Here is a 16,581-nt window from a genome sequence, read left to right as displayed (position 1 = left end):
GCGTGGACTTCCAGCTGACCGAGGAGCAGCGGGACCTGCGGGCGGGCGTCCGGGACCTGCTGGCGGGCCGGTACGGGCGGGACGCGCTCCGGGCGGCGGTGGACTCCGGCCCGGTCGTGGACCGACGGCTGTGGCAGGAGCTGGGCGGGGCGGGCTTCTTCGCGCTTCGGCTGCCGGAGGCGGCGGGGGGAGTGGGCCTGGGCATGCCGGAGGCGGTGCTGGTCTTCGAGGAGGCGGGGCGGGCGCTGCTGCCGGGCCCGCTGGTGGCCACGCACCTGGCGGCCGGGCTGGTGCCGGGCGCGGCCGAGGGGCGGGCGGTGGTGACCGCGTACGACTTCGGGGCCGGCGGGCCGGTGGCGTACCTGGCGGAGTCGGACGCCGTGCTGGGGGCCGCCGGCCCGGTCACCGGCGAGCCGGTGGCCTCGGTGGACCCGCTGACCCCGCTGTCCAGGGTGGCGGGGCCGGGCGTCTCCCCGTACCGCTCCGGTGGCTTCGGCGGGCTGGTTGACGAGGGTGCGCTGCTGACGGCCGCGCTCCAGCTGGGCAGTGCGCTGCGCACGGTGGAGCTGGCGGTGGAGTACGCCCGGACCCGTGAGCAGTTCGGGCAGCCGATCGGGGCCTTCCAGGCGGTCAAGCATCTCTGCGCGCAGATGCTGGTGCGGGCGGAGCTGGCCCGTACGGCGGTCTACGCGGCGGCGGTGACGGGTGACGCCGCGGAGATCGCGGGGGCGAAGCTGCTGGCGGACGAGGCCGCGGTGCTGGGTGCGCGGGACTGCCTCCAGGTGCACGGCGGGATGGGATTCACCTGGGAGGCGGACGTCCACCTGCATCTGAAGCGGGCCTGGGTGCGGGCGGAGCAGTGGCGGACGGCCGCGGAGGCGGAGGAGCTGCTGGCAGCAGAACTGCTGGGAGTGGAGTAACGGGAATGGAGTAACGGGTGGGGCAGGTGGGGACTCATGTCCGATTACGGAGAGTTGATATCCGTTTGTGTCCTTCGCCTGACTCGTAACGGACCGGAGTCGGGGGCCGCTCCGGTACGCTCCCGTCAATGCGAGCGGCCCGGCGGCGTGAGCGTCGCACAGTATGCACCACGCCTACTCCTTCGCGCTGGAATATGCCCGAAGCGCTTGTTTTGGTGACTGTATGTCAACCAAGCTGCTCCGCAAGGGGGTCACGGTCCGTGATCCCGTCGTCCTTTCGCGAGGCGAAGTGTCCGCCGGTTCGGATGGTGTGAGCGGTGCAGGTGCTTCAGGTTCAGCTGGAGGTAGGCCCGGATCCCGCGGAGGTCGGCCGGGCGCGCAGATGGGCGCGCTCCCGGCTGGCCGGATGCGGGATAGGGGACGATGAACCGCTGGCGGAGACGCTGATCCTGCTGATCTCCGAGCTGGTCACCAATGCGGTGGTGCACACCGGCTGCCCGGCGGTTCTGCGGATGCTGTTCGGCGCCCCGGGGGTCCGGGTCGAGGTCGCCGACGCCAGCGACCGCCCGCCGGCCCCGCGCCATGCGGCCGGTGACGATACGGGCGGTCGCGGACTGGAGCTGGTGGACGGGCTGGCGGACCGCTGGGGCTGGCAGCGCGAGGGCGCCGGGAAACGGATCTGGTGCGAGATCGACCGGGCCGACAAGTCGGTGGATGACACATCGGAATTTCCCGGCGCGCCGCGGGAACCACACGTGTACCTCTAACGAGGTGTTGACGGCTCGTCACATGGTGATCACCCTGGAGTGAGCGATTCGTCGCGAGGGGACGTCAAGGTTCCGCCTTGGCGAGTGCGGGTCGTTGGGTGGCGGCTCGCCGTGCCGCGCTCGGGGCGTACACGACCGTACGCCGCCACCCACAGCATCCCGGCCGGTCGCGTCAGCGCTTGGCGCAGATCACGTCATAGGGCCGGCCGACCGACATGGTCAGCCGCAACGGCTCGTTCGTGCCCGACGGGCACTCGTCCTTCGTCTTGACCAGGGCCAGCACCTTCATCGCGCGGGAGCCTCCGGAGGCACAGGCGACCTCCTGGGCCTGCGCGTCCACGCAGTCGCCCTTGACCAGCTGGACGCCGCCGGCGCCCGCGTCACCGGGGTGCGCGCCGGTCAGGTTGCGGCCACAGACGGTGTTGGTGGGGATGCCGCTGCTCGCGCTGTTCGCTCCGTAGGAAATGCTCACCTCGATCATGAGGTCGGTGCCCGCCGGGCACTGGATCGAACCGGGGAGGATGCTCGCGTCCTTGATGTCGATGGCCTTGAAGGTGGCACCGGAGTCGGTGCACTTCAGGGCCCGGTACCCGTCCGGCTGCCGCTTCGGGTCGGGTCCGCCGCAGTCGCCCACCTTCCAGTGGTTGGAGGTGTCGGAGGCGGACTCGGCGGAACCGGGGTCCTGGGTCTTGGCGGCGGCCGAGGCCGAGGCCGAGGCGGAGGCGGACTTCGAGGTCTTGCCTTCGTCGTCGCCCAGCACCTTGGAGGCGCCGTAGCCGCCGCCGACGATCAGGGCGAGGATCACAAAGCGGGCGATCTTTCCGCCCGAGCGTCTCTGGGGTGGGGGCGGCGGCGTGACCTGATACGGGTTTGCCATGCGCTTCTCCTCTGCGGAGTGGGGTGAGGTGGGGATTCGGGGGGTGACGCGCGAACGGTGACGCGTCATGGACACCTCATGGTTCCACGGAGGACTGCACGGGTGGGCGGGGTGGTCTGCCGGGGCGCCCGCGGGCCGGAAGGTCCCCGGTTCCTTCCGGGCCGCGAGCGGTGCCGGGCGGATTCCCGCCCTCGCCCAGCGGGGAGCCTATGGGGCCGCCGGAGGGCGGGGTGTGCGCAGTGTGCGGGCCGGACCGCCCTTTCGTGCAGGCGGGTTTGCGAGCGCCTGGTGGCGGTGCTGGGTCGGCGTGAGCCCGTACGCCTCCCGGAAGGCGCGGGAGAAGGCGGTGGCGCTGCTGAAGCCGCGGCGGGCGGCGATGGACTGGACCGTGTGGCGGCGGAGTTCGGGGGCGGCGAGATCCTGATGGGCCCGGTCGAGCCGGCGCCGGCGGATGACGGTCGCGATACCGCGCTCGGTCCTGGGGTCCCCGGGGTCCCCGGAGTCCCCGGGGCCCCCGGGGCCCTCGTAGAGGCTGTAGAGCGTGCGCAGGGAGACCGCATGATGGGCGGCTATGGCGCGCGGGGTCAGTTCCGGATCGCCGAGGTTGTGCTCGATGAACCGGTCGATCCGGGCCCGCAGGGCCCGGGTCCGGGTCTCGGCGGGGAGTTCGTCCGGCGTGTCGAGGTGCTCGGCCAGACAGGCCGCCACCAGGTCGGTGGTGACGCCCGCCAGCCGGGCCAGGTCCTGCGGAGCGCAGTCGGGACCTTCGTCGTGCAGGGAGGTCAGGAACCGGGCGAGGATCGCCGCCATGCCGGTACGTGCGGGGATGCGGCGGGCCAGCAGGCGGTCCAGCCGCTCGACGCGCAAGGGCATGGCCGATCGCGGCAGTTGCAGCACGATCGCCTCGACCTGGCCCTCCGCCTCCGGAACGCCGGCTTCCCAGGGGTGCGAGGAGTTCCAGAACACCAGGTCGCCGGCGGTCAGCTGGGCGCCGTTGCCCCGCTGCGTGATCCACTCGCTGCCCGAGGTCACCAGCGCGAGCTGGTACTGCTCGGGGTCGCTCCGGCGGATCAGCGCCGGGGTGCGCCGCGAACGCAGCGGGGAGTAGGCGAACTTCGAGACCTGGACCGCACCGAGGTCCAGCGCGGCGACTTCGGCGCGGAAGCTCGCGGTGCGGTCGGTGCTGAGCGCGGTGGGCATCAGCTCGGTGGCGACGACCTCGTTGAACCACTCGAACCGGTCGGCCATCGGTACGTCAACGGTTGAAAGGTCAACCCACATCGAACGCGCACCCTCCCTCACCCGGGCACCGCGCCCCGGGCCGCGCCCCAGGCTAGAGGATCACCTCGGCAGCGGGTCAGCGCGTGCGCTCGCGCCCGGGGCACAGATCCTCGATCGGATCGCACACCATGATCACCTGATACGGGTCCCCCTTGGGCCCCGCGCCGGGCGTGTGCTCGCCGTGCTCGGCGTGCCGCAGGAACCTCCACTGGGACGCCTTGGCGTGCTTCGTCCGTCCCGTCTTCTCCACATGGGCGTGGAGCGTGCGCGTTGTCGGATCGTTCGTCTCCACCAGAACCTCGTCCGCGCCGAGCGGGAAATGGTCGTGCAGGAGGCACAGACCGAAGCGATCGAGGTTCCCGTGCTTCGCCAGCACGGCGACGAGGTCCCGCAGGAACTCCGTGTCCTGCGGCCCTAGCCCTTCGGCGTCCTCGAACGAGGGAAGCTGCGCCTTGGACGTGGCGGAATCCTTGGTTTCGGTCATTATTCCTCCGGTTGGTAACGTTCTGTCATCGCATATGGACATGATCGGTCGCATGTCATGACTTCGCAATCCGATGAAGCTTCCTCGCAGACCCAGCAGCTGCCCTGGTGGCGGCGGTGTTATCTGCCGGTGGCGCTGCTGCTGGTGGCCGTCGGGTGCCTGCTGTCGACGTTCTTGTTGGTCACCGGCTGGCGTCAGCTGTCGTCGGGTGCGGAGGACACCGTTCGGCGTGAGAGTGACAAGTGCCAGACGGGGATGCTCGATGCGCGGGTGGCGACTGCAGAGCTGGGCTTCGAACACCAAGGCCTCACGTTCACCCAGGTGCAGTCGGACATGACCGTCAACGTTCCGGACACCTGGCCCTATGCGAGAAATCTGACGCTGGGCGAGGATTCTCGCGAGTACCAGCACGCGATGACCTGTCTTCTGCGCGGGAACGAGGTCGGCCCGTCGCCTTCCGCTTCCCCTGGGCAGGTCGGCCCGTCGCCTTCCGCTTCCCCTGGGCAGGTCGGCCCGTCGCCTTCCGCTTCCCCTGGGCAGGTCGGCCCGTCGCCTTCCGCTTCCCCTGGGCAGGCCGACCCATCGCCTTCCGCTTCCCCTGCGGAGAAGAATCCCCGCGCTGCCGAATGGCGCCTCCATACTCCCCGGGTCACCGCGCAGGGCGACGTGATCACAGTGCAGTACCAGGCACTCGCCTGGATCGAGCATGAAGGGGACGTCCGAATCGGGCCGTGGGGAATCGAGGTGAGTGGCAAGGTCTGGCGGGTTGCGCTCAAGCCGCCGAACACCCTGATGACCGCCGAATGGCAGAACGTTGCGGTCAAGCTGGGCGGCCTCGATGCCGCCATGATCTCACCGGAGCCCTCGTCCCACCGCAACGGGAATGTGGTGTGGGAGAAGCCACAGAACCTGGAGCTCGGTGTCGAAGTGGATCCGCCCTGGCAGCGGTACTTCACCTGGACCAACACCTGGGAGCGGCTGAGCCAGGTGGGCGTGCTCTCGTGGTGGCTGTCCGCCTCCGTGGTGCTGGCGGTGGCCGCGGTCCGTGCCCTGCCGCAAAAGTCTTCCGAGGCGCCGGAGCCGGGAGGGGCATCCCTGTCCCCCCGTCGGCTGTTCCGCAGGATTCGCAGGCCGATCAACGAAGGCCCCAAACAGGCCGTCCTGTACTGGGCCGTGCTGAGCGCCGCTGTCGTCCTGACGCTCATCCTGCTCATGAAAAGGATCGAGTCGACTTCGTGGCGTGCCCTGCTCGGACTCGTGGCTGGGCTGGCCCTGGTCCTGGTCGCCCGCCCGTGGTGCCGTCCCGAGCTGCCCTCCAAGGCCGAGACGAAGATCAAGGACGGGGTCCGGTGCCGTCAGGGCCGAGCCGTGAAAGTGGCTGCAACCGTGGTGGCCGGCCTCGGCGGGCTCGCGGTCGCGTCCCTGCACCTCCTTTTCGGCGAAGGGGTTCCCACGATCGCGGATGTGCAGCGCTCAGATCGCCTCTGGCTCCTGCTGCTGGGGCTGGCGACGGTGTGGCTGGGGCTGGCCGCGATGACGGCCTGGGCGTGGCGCTTCGCGCGGGAGGGAGGGCTGATCCGACAAAGCTGGATCAAGGTGTGGGGGGAGGCCCCGGTCCTTTGGGTCCTGGTCGCGTCGGTGCTGCAGGCGACGGTCGCATCGGTCATTCTGAGCTGCTTCTGGTGGGCGCAACGCCGCGACTGGAAGCGCATCGCCTGGCCCGGCGAAAGCGCCGGAGTCCGGGATCAGGAGTTCACCAGGTTCCTGGGTGAGCTTCCCACTGACGGTCTCAGGTGGGTGTATGCCTACTCGTGGGTGCTGGCCGGCATTGCGCTTGTCGCGCTGCTGCGCATCCGTGTCGTGCAGGAGCGGGCCAAGGGAGAGGACCAGCAGTGGGAAACCCTGCGCCCCGAAAAGGCCGATTTTCTGCTGACGGCCGCGATCTTCGCCTTCATGGTGGGGCTGAGGCAGGTCGAGTTCGCGGGTTCCAACTCGCTCTGGGCGTTGTGGGCCTTGCTGATCACGTCGTCGCTCTGGGTGCTCGTCAAGGTGGGCCAGCGCTGGTCAGTGCTGCACAAGGCGGACTCGCAATTCCATCGTCAGGTATTCGGGGGGCGGCGAAGGGAATTGCTGGACAAGGCCCATGAATACAGGAACTGGCACCATGAGCTCTATCTGATCGAACACGGCCGTGAGGCCGGTGACCGCGATGACTTGGAGGAGAAGCTGCGCAGGCAGGGCGAGTGGCTGAAGCAGCAGAGTTCAAATACCCCGGACGAGCGTTATTCCGTGGTCGACATCGCCCTTGCCTGGGGGCCCGAGTCCTCCTGGTGGGCAAACGCCCATCATGCCGCCAAGCTGGCATTCTTCTTCGGAATTCCGGCGAGTGTCGCCCTGGTCTGGGTGAGCAGCGTCCCGGACTACCGCAACTGGCTGCTCGTGTTGCATGAGCACAACGGGCTGCTGGAGATCGCGGCGAAGTTGCTCGCATGGCAGATCGCCTGGGCCGGTGCCGGCCTGGTGCTGGGGGCACTCTGGCGCGTGCTCCCCGGGCGGCACAGTCCCGTGCGTGCGCTGAGCCTGACCCTGTCCTATGCCCTCCCGGTCGGGGTAGCCGCCCTGCTCAGTCGCATCACCGACACCGAACCCGGCTTCGCGCTGCTGCACGTCCTGCTCATGCTCACCGTTCTGACACTCACCAGCCTCTGGATGGACATGGCCACCTTCAGAGGGGAGAGGCAGTTCAAGCCCACCAATTTCAGTCTGCTGCTGTCGGTCTACCAGATGCGCGGCACCTCGGCGCAGATCGCCTACGTGCTCGCCCAGTTGGTGGCAGCCGTGGCGATCTGGCGTCAGGTGGCCGGGAGCGGCGGGGGTTAGGGGCTGCCCGGAGGGGTCGTCGTCAGAGGATTGCCACCGGAGCGACCGGGGTCCCGGTGGCGCCGACGAAGGGTTCCGGCATCGCCGAGAGGAAGAAGCTGTACCGGGACTCTTCTGCACAGGCTGTGGACAACTTTTCGAGATTCCAGTTCTGGCCCTGGTGCATGCCCATCTCGACCAGGTCGAGCGCGTGCACCGGCAGCCACAGGTTCTCGATCTCCGGCGGGAAGATCTCGAAGGTCAGGGTGTCATTGGCGACGGCCGCCACATCGCGGGCGTGGAACCACTCCGGGGTGTGCACCGACAGTCCCGGGGACGGGAAGCCGTAGCCGTGCTTGTCCCCCGCCAGGTAGGTCTGTATCTGGCCGGTGCGGACCAGCACGATGTCGCCGGGCCGGACCTTCACCCGGCCGAACTCCTCCGCTTCGGCCAGGTCCGCCGGGGTCACCGCATGGTCGCCCGGCAGCCGGTCCAGGCCCTTGGCGCGGGCGACGTCGAGGAGGACCCCGCGCGAGACGATCGGGGCCGCCTTGTCGATGCCGCTGAACTGTGCGCGGGTGTGCGGGGTGATGGAGTCGGCCGGGCGGCCGTTGTAGATGCGGCCCGAGTGCGAGACATGGGTGAGCGCGTCCCAGTGGGTGGCCGCCTGCAGGCCCATGGTCACCGCGTCGTCGCTGCAGGCCACCGTGCCCGGACCGAAGAGCTCCTGGTTGATCTGCACCATCGTGTGCAGCGGATTGATCCGGCCGGGGATCAGGCCGGCCTGTACGCCGTCCTCCTTGAGCGGGAGGGCCAGCGGGATCCGGCGCCCGGTGCGGATCTCGGCCGCGGCGGCGCGCAGGACCCCGGCGGTGATCAGGTTGAGGGTGCCGATCTCGTCGTCGGCGCCCCAGCGGCCCCAGTTGTTGACGCGCTTCGCGATGGCGTGGAACTCGGCGGGGAGAGTCATGGCTTCGCTCACTCCTGACGGACGAGGGCTTGTGCACGTGCATCCGGGTGCCCATAGAATCTAACGGTCCGTCAGAAACCGCGGGAAGGGGCCGGACGTGGGGAACTTCTTGGCAGGCAAGGTCGTCGCCGTCACCGGCGCGGGCCGGGGCATCGGCCGGGCCGTGGCGCTCGCCGCCGCCGCCGAGGGAGCACAGGTCGTCGTCAACGACTACGGGGTCTCGATCGAGGGCGGGGAGCCGACCAGCGAGGTCGCCGACACCGTGGTGAAGGAGATCACCGCGGCCGGCGGGCAGGCGGTGGCCGTCGCCGACGACATCTCCACCATGGCGGGCGGGCAGCGCATCGTCGACACCGCGCTCGCCGAGTACGGGCGGATCGACGGGGTCGTCTGCGTGGCCGGCATCCTGCGCGAGCGGATGCTGTTCAACATGAGCGAGGAGGAGTGGGACCCCGTCGTCGCCACCCACCTCAAGGGCACCTTCACGGTGTTCCGGGCCGCCGCCGCCGTCATGCGCAAGCAGGGCACCGGCACGCTGATCGGCTTCACCAGCGGCAACCACCAGGGCAGCGTCGCCCAGGCCAACTACTCAGCGGCCAAGGGCGGGATCATCTCGCTGGTCCGGTCCGCCGCCCTCGGCCTGCACAAGTACGGGGTCACCGCCAACGCCGTCGCCCCCGTCGCCCGGACCCGGATGTCGGCCAACGTGCCGATGGAGCTGAAGGAGATCGGCGAACCCGAGGACGTCGCCGCGCTCGTCACGTACCTGCTCAGCGACCGCGCCCGGGAGGAGAAGATCACCGGGCAGGTGTACACCATCGCCGGCCCGAAGATCGCCGTATGGGCCCAGCCGCGCGAACTGCGCGCCGGATACGCCGACGGGGCCTGGACCCCGGAGAAGATCGCCGACTTCCTGCCCGGCACCGTCGGCACCGACCCCATGCCGATGCTGGCCCAGCTGGAGGCCATGGCCAGGGCGGCGGCCTCCAAGGACCGCCCCAACGCGTAAGGGGATCTCGTGGAGTTCGGCTTTGACGCGGCGGACGAGGACTTCCGGTCCGCCGCGCGGCACTGGCTCGCCGGGCATCTGCGCGGGCCGTACGCCGAGGCGGCCGGCCTCGGCGGGCCGGGCAGCGAGCACGAGGGCGTGGCCGCCCGCCGGGAGTGGGAGCGGGAGCTCGGGCGGGGCGGCTGGATCGGGCTCGGCTGGGAGGCGCCGCCCGGCGCGTACGGACAGCGGGCCGCGACGCTCACCCAGCAGGTGGTGTGGGCCGAGGAGTACGCCCGGGCCCGCGCCCCCGGCCGGGTCGGCCACATCGGCGAGAACCTGCTCGCCCCCACCCTGCTCGCATACGGCACCCGGGAGCAGCGGGACCGGTTCCTGCCGGCGATCGCGCGCGGCGAGGAGCTGTGGTGCCAGGGGTACAGCGAGCCGGGGGCCGGCTCCGACCTCGCGGCCGTCCGCACCACGGCCGTACGGGACCGGGACCGGGACGGGGGTAGGGGCGGGGACCGGTACCGGTACCGGGTCACCGGGCAGAAGATCTGGACCTCGCTGGCGCGGGAGGCCGACTGGTGCTTCGTCCTGGCCCGCACCGAACCGGGCTCCCGCCGGCACCACGGGCTGTCCTTCCTCCTGGTCCGGATGGACCAGCCGGGCCTGATCGACGTCCGGCCGATCCGGCAGATGTCGGGGACCAGCGAGTTCAACGAGGTCTTCTTCGACGGGGCCGTCGCCGAGGAGGTGGTCGGCGGGGAGGGCAACGGCTGGACCGTGGCCATGGGGCTGCTGGCTCTGGAGCGCGGGGTGTCCACCCTGGTGCAGCAGATCGGCTTCGCGGCGGAACTCGAACGGGTGGTGGGCGCCTACCTCGCCTCCTCCGAAACGGCGGACGAGGTGCTGCGGAACCGGCTGGTCCGGCAGTGGGCCGAGCTGCGCACCATGCGGTGGAACGCCCTGCGCACCCTGGGCAGCGCCCAGGACCCGGGTGCGCCGGACCCGGGCGCGCCGAGCGTGGCCAAGCTGCTGTGGGGCGGCTGGCACCGGCGGCTCGGCGAGCTGGCGGTGGCGGTCCGGGGGGCGGCCGGCTCCGCCGGGGTCCGGGACTGGGCGCCCGGTCTTCCGTACGAGGACGGCCTGGCCGAGGCACAGCGGCTGTTCCTGTTCACCCGGGCCGACACCATCTACGGCGGTTCGGACGAGATCCAGCGGAACATCATCGCCGAGCGCGTGCTCGGCCTCCCTAAGGAGTCCCGGTGAGAGGTGTTGTCTTCGACGGCAAGCAGGTCCAGGTGGTCGACGATCTGGAGATCCGTGATCCGGGGCCGGGGGAGGTGCTGGTCGCGGTCGCGGCGGCCGGGCTGTGCCACAGCGATCTGTCGGTGATCGACGGGACGATCCCGTTCCCGCCGCCGGTGGTGCTGGGACACGAGGGCGCGGGGGTCGTGGAGGCGGTGGGGGCGGGGGTGACGCATGTGGTGCCCGGTGACCACGTATCGCTGTCCACCCTCGCCAACTGCGGGGCCTGCGCGGACTGCGACCGGGGGCGGCCGACGATGTGCCGGAAGGCGATCGGGATGCCCGGCCGGCCCTTCTCGCGCGGCGGAACGCCGCTGTTCCAGTTCGCCTCCAACTCCGCGTTCGCGGAGCGGACGATCGTCAAGGCCGTACAGGCGGTGAAGATCCCGGCGGACATACCCCTGACCAGCGCGGCGCTGATCGGCTGCGGGGTGCTGACCGGCGTGGGCGCCGTACTGAACCGGGCCAGGGTGGACCGGGGCGAGTCGGTGGTGGTCATCGGCAGCGGCGGGATCGGCCTGAACGTGCTGCAGGGCGCGCGGATCGCGGGCGCGTCGGTGATCGTCGCGGTGGACGCGAACCCGGCGAAGGAGGCGGTGGCCCGGCAGTTCGGTGCGACGCACTTCGTGGACGCGTCGGCGGTCCCGGACAGCGCGGCGGCGGTGAAGGAGATCCTGCCGACCGGGGCGGACCACGCCTTCGAGTGCGTGGGCAGCGTGAAGCTGATCCGGCAGGCGATCGACCTGCTGGACCGGCACGGGCAGGCGGTGCTGCTGGGGGTTCCGGGCTTCACGGAGGAGGCGTCCTTCCAGGTCTCCTCGCTCTACCTGGACAAGACCATCATGGGCTGCCGGTACGGCTCCTCGCGCCCGCAGCGCGATATCGCGCTGTACGCGCAGCTGTACCGGGAGGGCCGGCTGCTGCTGGACGAACTGGTCACGGAGATCTACCCGGTGGAGGACTTCCCCAAGGCGGCGGCCGACGCGAAGCACGGGCGGGTGGCCCGGGGCGTCCTGACGTTCTAGCGGCCGGGCCGGGCCGGGCCGGGCCAGGCCGAGCCCGGGCTGCGGCCCGGCCCCGCCGGGCCCCGGCTCCGGCCCTGCCCGGCCCCGCCTGGGGCCTCGGCCCCGGCTCCGGACCGGGCTCGGAAGGGCCGTCCGGCCGTCAGGCCGGTCAGGCCGGGTTGGGGGTCAGGCGGGCGAATCTGCCCTTGTGGAAGAGCAGGGGGTCGCCCTCGCCCGCCGCGCCCATCGCCTCCACCCGGCCGACCACGATCAGGTGGTCGCCGCCGGTGTGCACGGCATGGATCCGGCAGTCGATCCAGGCCGGTACGCCGGCCAGCTGCGGAGACCCCGTGACCGGCGCCGGCGTGTGCTCGACCCCCGCGAACTTGTCGGCCCCGCTGACCGCGAAGGCCCGGCAGAGCCCGCTCTGCTCGGCCCCGAGAATGTTCACGCAGAACACCCCGGCCCGGGCGATCCGCGGCCAGCTGGTCGAGCTGCGCCCGACCATGAAGGTCACCAGGGGCGGATCGAGGGACAGCGAGGCGAAGGACTGGCAGGCGAAGCCGGCCGGCCAGGGCTCGTCGTCCACTCCGGGTGCGGTGATGATCGTGACCCCGCTGGCGAAGTTCCCGAGCACGGCCCGGAAGTCGGCGGGGCTGACCGGGGCGCGCTCGTCGTCGCCGACGGCGCGGAGATCGGGGCGCGGATGCGCGTCGACGGGCGCGGGCTCCATGGCGGTGGGGAAGCCGGCTGATCTGAGGTATCGGACGACGGTGGCCGCCATCCCTGCGTGTCCCATCACAGCATCGATTCAAGCTGACGGATCGTCAGATTGGAACCCCCCGGAGGGCGGCGGTGCAGTCCGTAACGGCTGTGCGGGTGCCCGGCTGTGGCGAGGGGTGGTCGCGTGTCCCCTGGGGCGGCGGCAGGGCCGGGCGGGTGAATCCGGGGGGTGCCGGGGGGAGGTGCGGGCGGGGGGCGGGTGCGGCTCGGCATCGTGGCGGGCGGCGAATCAACCGACCCTCTGGAGGACAGCATGCTCGGCACCGACTTCCGTACCGGCTCCCCCAACTGGCTCGACCTCGGCAGCCCCGACACCGTCGGCGACGCCGCCTTCTACGGGGTGGTCTTCGGCTGGGAGTTCGTCTCGGCCGGGCCCGACGCGGGCGGGTACGGGTTCTTCCACAAGGGCGGGAAGACCGTCGCCGCGATGGGGCCGCTGATGGACGAGGGGGCGACTGCGGCCTGGATGGTGTACTTCCAGACCCCGGACATCCAGACCACCGCCAAGGCCGTGACCCAGGGCGGCGGGCAGGTCCGGGCCGAGCCGATGGACGTGATGGGCGAAGGGTGGCTTGCCCAGTTCACCGACCCCGGCGGCGCCGAGTTCGCGGTATGGCAGCCGGGGAAGACCAAGGGGCTGGGGGTGACCTCCGCGGACAACACCCTGTGCTGGGTGGAACTGCACACGGCGGACCCGGTGGCCGCCACCACCTTCTACCGCACGCTGTTCGGCTGGCGGTCGGAGGAGATGGAGGCGCCGGGGATGACCTACCGGGTGCTGAGCATCGGCGAGGGCGACCAGCAGGACGGGTCCTTCGGCGGGGTGGCGCCGCTGCAGGAGAGCCAGGGAGGTGACGACACGCGCTGGGTGCCGTACTTCGCCGTGGCGGACGTCGATGACACCGCCACGGCGGTGGCGGAGAACGGCGGCACAGTGCTGATGCCGGGGGTGGACGTGCCGGACGTCGGGCGGATCGCCTGGCTGGCCGACACCAGCGGGGCGGTGTTCGCCGTGCTGAAGCCCAACCCCCGGTAGTGGTCCCGTCCTGGGGCGTACGGGTCAGTGGCCGCGGTACTTGGGCGTGCGCCGTTCCACGAAGGAGGCCACGCCCTCGTTCGCGTCCGCCGTGGTCATGTTGATCTCCTGGGCGGTGGCCTCGGCGGCCAGGGCGGTCGCGCGGTCGGAGTCCAGGGAGGCGTTGACCAGCTGCTTGGTCAGGGCGATGGCCCGGGTCGGGCCCTGCGCGAGGCGTTCCGCCCAGGCGCGGGCCGTCTCCGCCAGGTCGTCGGCGGGGACCACTGTGTTGACCAGGCCGAACCGCTCCGCGTCGCGGGCGGTGAGCGCATCGCCGAAGAACATCAGCTCCTTGGCCTTCTGCGGGCCGATCAGGCGGGGCAGCAGGTAGGCGCCGGCCCCGTCCGGGACCAGGCCGCGGCGGACGAACACCTCGATGAACGTGGCCGGTTCGGCGGCGATGACGAGGTCGCAGGCGAGGGCGAGGTGGGCGCCGATGCCGGCGGCGGTGCCGTTGACTGCGGCGATCACGGGCTTTTCGCAGTCCAGCACGGCGGTGATGAGGCGCTGGGCGCCGAGGCGGATCATCCGGGCGATGTCGCCGGCAACACGGTCGCCTCCGGCGGGGGCGGGGGCGCCGCGGAGATCTGCGCCGGCGCAGAAGCCCTTGCCGGTGGCGGTAAGAACGACCGCCCGGACGGCGGGATCGGCGGTGGCCTCGGCGAGGAGGTCGATGAGGCGGTCGCGTTGGTCCCAGGTGATGGCGTTCATGGCGTCGGGACGGTTGAGCGTGATCCACGAGACGTTGTTCTCGGTGCGGTGGAGGAGGGTGGCGGGATCGTTCATGACGTGCGGCTCCTTGGGGGTGCTCGGCTGATGCGATGGCCTGCGGCCCGCGGGGCCCCGCCCGGGCTGCGCCCGATCCCGGGCTGCGCCCGATCCCGGGCTGCGCCCGATCCCGGGCTGCGCCCGGAACGGCGCCCCCGTCGGCGGCGGGCTTGGCCCGGGCCGGGCCGTGGCCGGTCAGCGGCAGATGGCCAGGGCGTCCAAGGCGACTGCGCCTTGGCCTCGGGGGAGGACCATCAGGGGGTTGATGTCCAGTTCCGAGAGTTCGTCGCCCAGCTCCAGCGCCATGCGCTGGATCCGCAGGACGACCTCCACCAGCGCGTCGACATCCGCCGGAGGCGCCCCGCGGACCCCCTCCAGGAGCGCATGGCCGCGGAGTTCCGTCAGCATCGCGCGCGCCTGGTCCTCGCCGAACGGTGGCACGCGGACCGCCGCGTCGTGCAGGACCTCGACCAGGACGCCGCCCAGGCCCACCGTCACCGTGGGGCCGAACAGGTCGTCCTGGGTGACGCCGACGACCATCTCCACCCCCCGCTCGACCATCTGGCAGACCAGGATGCCGTCCAGCGGGATGTCCTCGTAGCGGGCGATGTCCGTCAGCTCGCGGTAGGCGTCGCGGATCTGGCTGGCCGAGGTGAGGCCGACCTTGACCAGGCCCAGTTCCGTTTTGTGGGCCAGCTGGGGGCCCGAGGCCTTCATGACCACCGGGTAGCCGACCAGGCCCGCCGCGCGGACCGCCGCCGCCGCGCTGGTCACCAGCTGTTCGCGCGGCACCCGGATGCCGTACGCCCGCAGCAGCTGCTTCGCCGCGTGCTCGCTCAGCTGCTGGCCCGGGCGCATCAGGGCCTGTGCCTTGCGGTACGAGGGCGAGGGGGTGCGGGGCGCGTCCTCGAAGGGGGAGCGGTACGCGGTCGTGAAGCGGTGGTGGTCGAGATAGGCGCGGACGGCGGTGATGCAGTTGCCGAAGGTGCGGAAGGTGGCCACCCGGGAGGAGCCGAGCAGCGTCGTGCGGTAGGCGTCCTCCGTACCGACCGGGGAGCCCCAGATCACGCAGATCAGTTTGTCCGTCTGCTCCGCCGCGTCGACCAGGTCCTGGGCGAGCTTGTCGCTCATGGGGGGGAAGGGGCCGGTGATCGGGCAGATCAGGACCCCGACCGCGGGGTCCGCGAGGATCGCGTCGATGATCTTCCGGCCGCGCCAGTCGCCGACCGGGTGGCCGCCGTTGTCCACCGGGTTCGCGACGTTCAGGTACGCCGGTATCCACTGGTGGAGTTCGGCCTGCTTGGCCGCGGAGAGGCCGGGCAGGTGCAGGCCCGCCTCCGTCGCCAGGTCGGAGAAGTGGGCTCCGGTGCCGCCGGAGATGGAGTAGACGACCACTCCGTCGGACTGCGGGCGGCGGGCGCGGGCCAGCAGGGCGGCGGTGTCCTGGAGTTCGTCCAGGCCGTCGACCCGGATCACCCCGAACTGCCGCATGGCGGCGTCCACCACCGTGTCCGCGCCGGTGAGCTTGCCGGTGTGGGAGGCGGCCATCCGGGCGCCCGTCTCGGTCCGGCCGACCTTGACGGCGACGACGGGGACGCGGTTGCGGGCGGCCCGGTCGGCGGCCAGGAGGAAGGAGCGGCCGTCCTTGAGGCCCTCCACGTAGCAGGCGATCGCCCCGACCTCGGGCTGCTCGGCGAAGTACGAGATGAAATCGGCGGTCTCCAGGTCGGCCTCGTTGCCCGTGGGGGCCCAGTGCGAGAGCCGGATGCCCAGTTCCTGGAGGGTGTAGACGGGCCGGCCCTGGTGGCCGGACTGGGTGATCAGGGCGATGGCCGGGCCGTCGAGGTCCTCGCGGAACCGCTCGAAGGCGTTCAGATTGGTGTTCGGGCCGAGGAGGCGGAGCCCGGAGCGTGCCACGGCCGTGGCGAGCCGGGCCTGGGCGGCCTTCCCCTCCTCGCCGGTCTCGGCGAAGCCGGAGGCGAAGGCCACCGCGAACTTCACCTTCGCCTCGGCGAGTTGCTCGATGACCGGCAGTGGGTCGCCGACCAGCAGCACCGCCAGGTCCACCTGCTCGGGCAGGTCGGCCACGGAGGCGAAGCAGGGGCGCCCGAAGACGGCGGGGCGGGTGGGGTGGACGGGATGGACGCGGGCCCCGACGCGCTCGGCCCAGGCGAAGAGCTGGCGGGTGATGCCCGTGTTGGGTCTGCCGTCGGCATCGGAGGCGCCGACGATCGCCACGGACTCGGGCCGGAAGAACCGGTCGAGGTCGGGCACGTCGGCGTGCAGGGGCCGCCCGCTGACATCCAGGGCGTCCCGGTCCGCGCCGCCGCCGGACGGGGCCGTCGTGGAGTGGACGGCCGCCCGGGGGTGTTCCCCGCAGGCCTCGACACGTGCGCGGAAGTCGGTGGTGAGGGTGCCGTGAGTAGATCCAAGCATCGTTCCGCCCGCTCCTGCTCGATGACTCGTACTAACTGACGCGTAGTCAGATTACTGA

At 71.4% G+C, this 16,581-nt stretch carries 14 protein-coding genes; 7 read left to right on the top strand and 7 right to left on the bottom strand.

Features of this window, described 5'->3' with window-relative positions; translation table 11 throughout:
* The first annotated feature begins 2 nt into the window (after positions 1-2).
* A complete protein-coding gene (locus tag DEJ50_RS14345; RefSeq protein WP_150208419.1) occupies positions 3-920 on the top strand; it encodes an acyl-CoA dehydrogenase family protein in 918 nt (305 codons plus the stop codon).
* A 317-nt stretch (positions 921-1,237) separates the two neighbouring features.
* Positions 1,238-1,687, top strand: coding sequence for an ATP-binding protein (locus DEJ50_RS14340; protein ID WP_150208418.1), 450 nt, complete (start codon positions 1,238-1,240; stop codon positions 1,685-1,687).
* A 172-nt stretch (positions 1,688-1,859) separates the two neighbouring features.
* On the opposite strand, the gene DEJ50_RS14335 is transcribed toward DEJ50_RS14340, so the two are convergent.
* From DEJ50_RS14335 to DEJ50_RS14325, 3 genes are all read right to left on the bottom strand, one after another.
* A complete protein-coding gene (locus DEJ50_RS14335; protein ID WP_223837752.1) occupies positions 1,860-2,564 on the bottom strand; it encodes a hypothetical protein in 705 nt (234 codons plus the stop codon).
* A 207-nt stretch (positions 2,565-2,771) separates the two neighbouring features.
* A complete protein-coding gene (locus DEJ50_RS14330) occupies positions 2,772-3,812 on the bottom strand; it encodes a helix-turn-helix domain-containing protein (protein ID WP_223837751.1) in 1,041 nt (346 codons plus the stop codon).
* 109 nt (positions 3,813-3,921) lie between these two features.
* Positions 3,922-4,329, bottom strand: coding sequence for a hypothetical protein (locus DEJ50_RS14325; RefSeq protein ID WP_150208416.1), 408 nt, complete (start codon positions 4,327-4,329; stop codon positions 3,922-3,924).
* A 129-nt stretch (positions 4,330-4,458) separates the two neighbouring features.
* On the opposite strand from DEJ50_RS14325, the gene DEJ50_RS33925 reads away from it, so the two are divergent.
* Positions 4,459-7,209, top strand: coding sequence for a DUF6185 family protein (locus tag DEJ50_RS33925; protein WP_190344488.1), 2,751 nt, complete (start codon positions 4,459-4,461; stop codon positions 7,207-7,209).
* A gap of 22 nt (positions 7,210-7,231) precedes the next feature.
* Here the strand turns inward: DEJ50_RS33925 and DEJ50_RS14315 are convergent, their stop codons facing one another.
* Complete coding sequence (locus DEJ50_RS14315; protein ID WP_150208415.1) at positions 7,232-8,158, bottom strand: cyclase family protein; 927 nt, start codon at positions 8,156-8,158, stop codon at positions 7,232-7,234.
* Between the two features lie 97 nt (positions 8,159-8,255).
* On the opposite strand from DEJ50_RS14315, the gene DEJ50_RS14310 reads away from it, so the two are divergent.
* Genes DEJ50_RS14310 through DEJ50_RS14300 form a run of 3 tightly spaced genes read left to right on the top strand, consistent with a single transcriptional unit; the run spans position 8,256 to position 11,482 of the window.
* Complete coding sequence (locus DEJ50_RS14310) at positions 8,256-9,167, top strand: SDR family NAD(P)-dependent oxidoreductase (RefSeq protein ID WP_150208414.1); 912 nt, start codon at positions 8,256-8,258, stop codon at positions 9,165-9,167.
* A gap of 9 nt (positions 9,168-9,176) precedes the next feature.
* On the top strand, positions 9,177-10,418 hold the full coding sequence (locus DEJ50_RS14305) for an acyl-CoA dehydrogenase family protein (RefSeq protein ID WP_150208413.1): 1,242 nt from the start codon (positions 9,177-9,179) through the stop codon (positions 10,416-10,418).
* Positions 10,415-11,482, top strand: a complete 1,068-nt coding sequence (locus tag DEJ50_RS14300) for a Zn-dependent alcohol dehydrogenase (RefSeq protein WP_150208412.1) — start codon at positions 10,415-10,417, stop codon at positions 11,480-11,482. Before DEJ50_RS14305 ends, DEJ50_RS14300 begins: the two co-directional genes overlap by 4 nt.
* A 148-nt stretch (positions 11,483-11,630) precedes the next feature.
* Here DEJ50_RS14300 and DEJ50_RS14295 read toward each other — a convergent pair whose 3' ends face one another.
* Positions 11,631-12,260 carry a flavin reductase family protein gene (locus DEJ50_RS14295; protein ID WP_223838115.1) on the bottom strand — a complete coding sequence of 210 codons (630 nt, stop codon included), beginning with the start codon at positions 12,258-12,260 and terminating at the stop codon, positions 11,631-11,633.
* Positions 12,261-12,497: 237 nt separating this feature from the next.
* Here DEJ50_RS14295 and DEJ50_RS14290 point away from each other — a divergent pair, with 237 nt between their 5' ends.
* A complete protein-coding gene (locus DEJ50_RS14290; protein WP_150212124.1) occupies positions 12,498-13,280 on the top strand; it encodes a VOC family protein in 783 nt (260 codons plus the stop codon).
* Between the two features lie 24 nt (positions 13,281-13,304).
* On the opposite strand, the gene DEJ50_RS14285 is transcribed toward DEJ50_RS14290, so the two are convergent.
* Positions 13,305-14,105, bottom strand: a complete 801-nt coding sequence (locus tag DEJ50_RS14285) for an enoyl-CoA hydratase/isomerase family protein (protein WP_150208411.1) — start codon at positions 14,103-14,105, stop codon at positions 13,305-13,307.
* Positions 14,106-14,282: 177 nt separating this feature from the next.
* Positions 14,283-16,523, bottom strand: coding sequence for an acetate--CoA ligase family protein (locus DEJ50_RS14280; protein ID WP_150208410.1), 2,241 nt, complete (start codon positions 16,521-16,523; stop codon positions 14,283-14,285).
* Positions 16,524-16,581: the final 58 nt, after the last annotated feature.

It is taken from the genome of Streptomyces venezuelae, from assembly GCF_008642295.1.
In the GTDB taxonomy this organism is placed as follows: Bacteria; Actinomycetota; Actinomycetes; order Streptomycetales; family Streptomycetaceae; genus Streptomyces; species Streptomyces venezuelae_C.
This window is presented reverse-complemented; position numbering and strand designations above follow the sequence as displayed.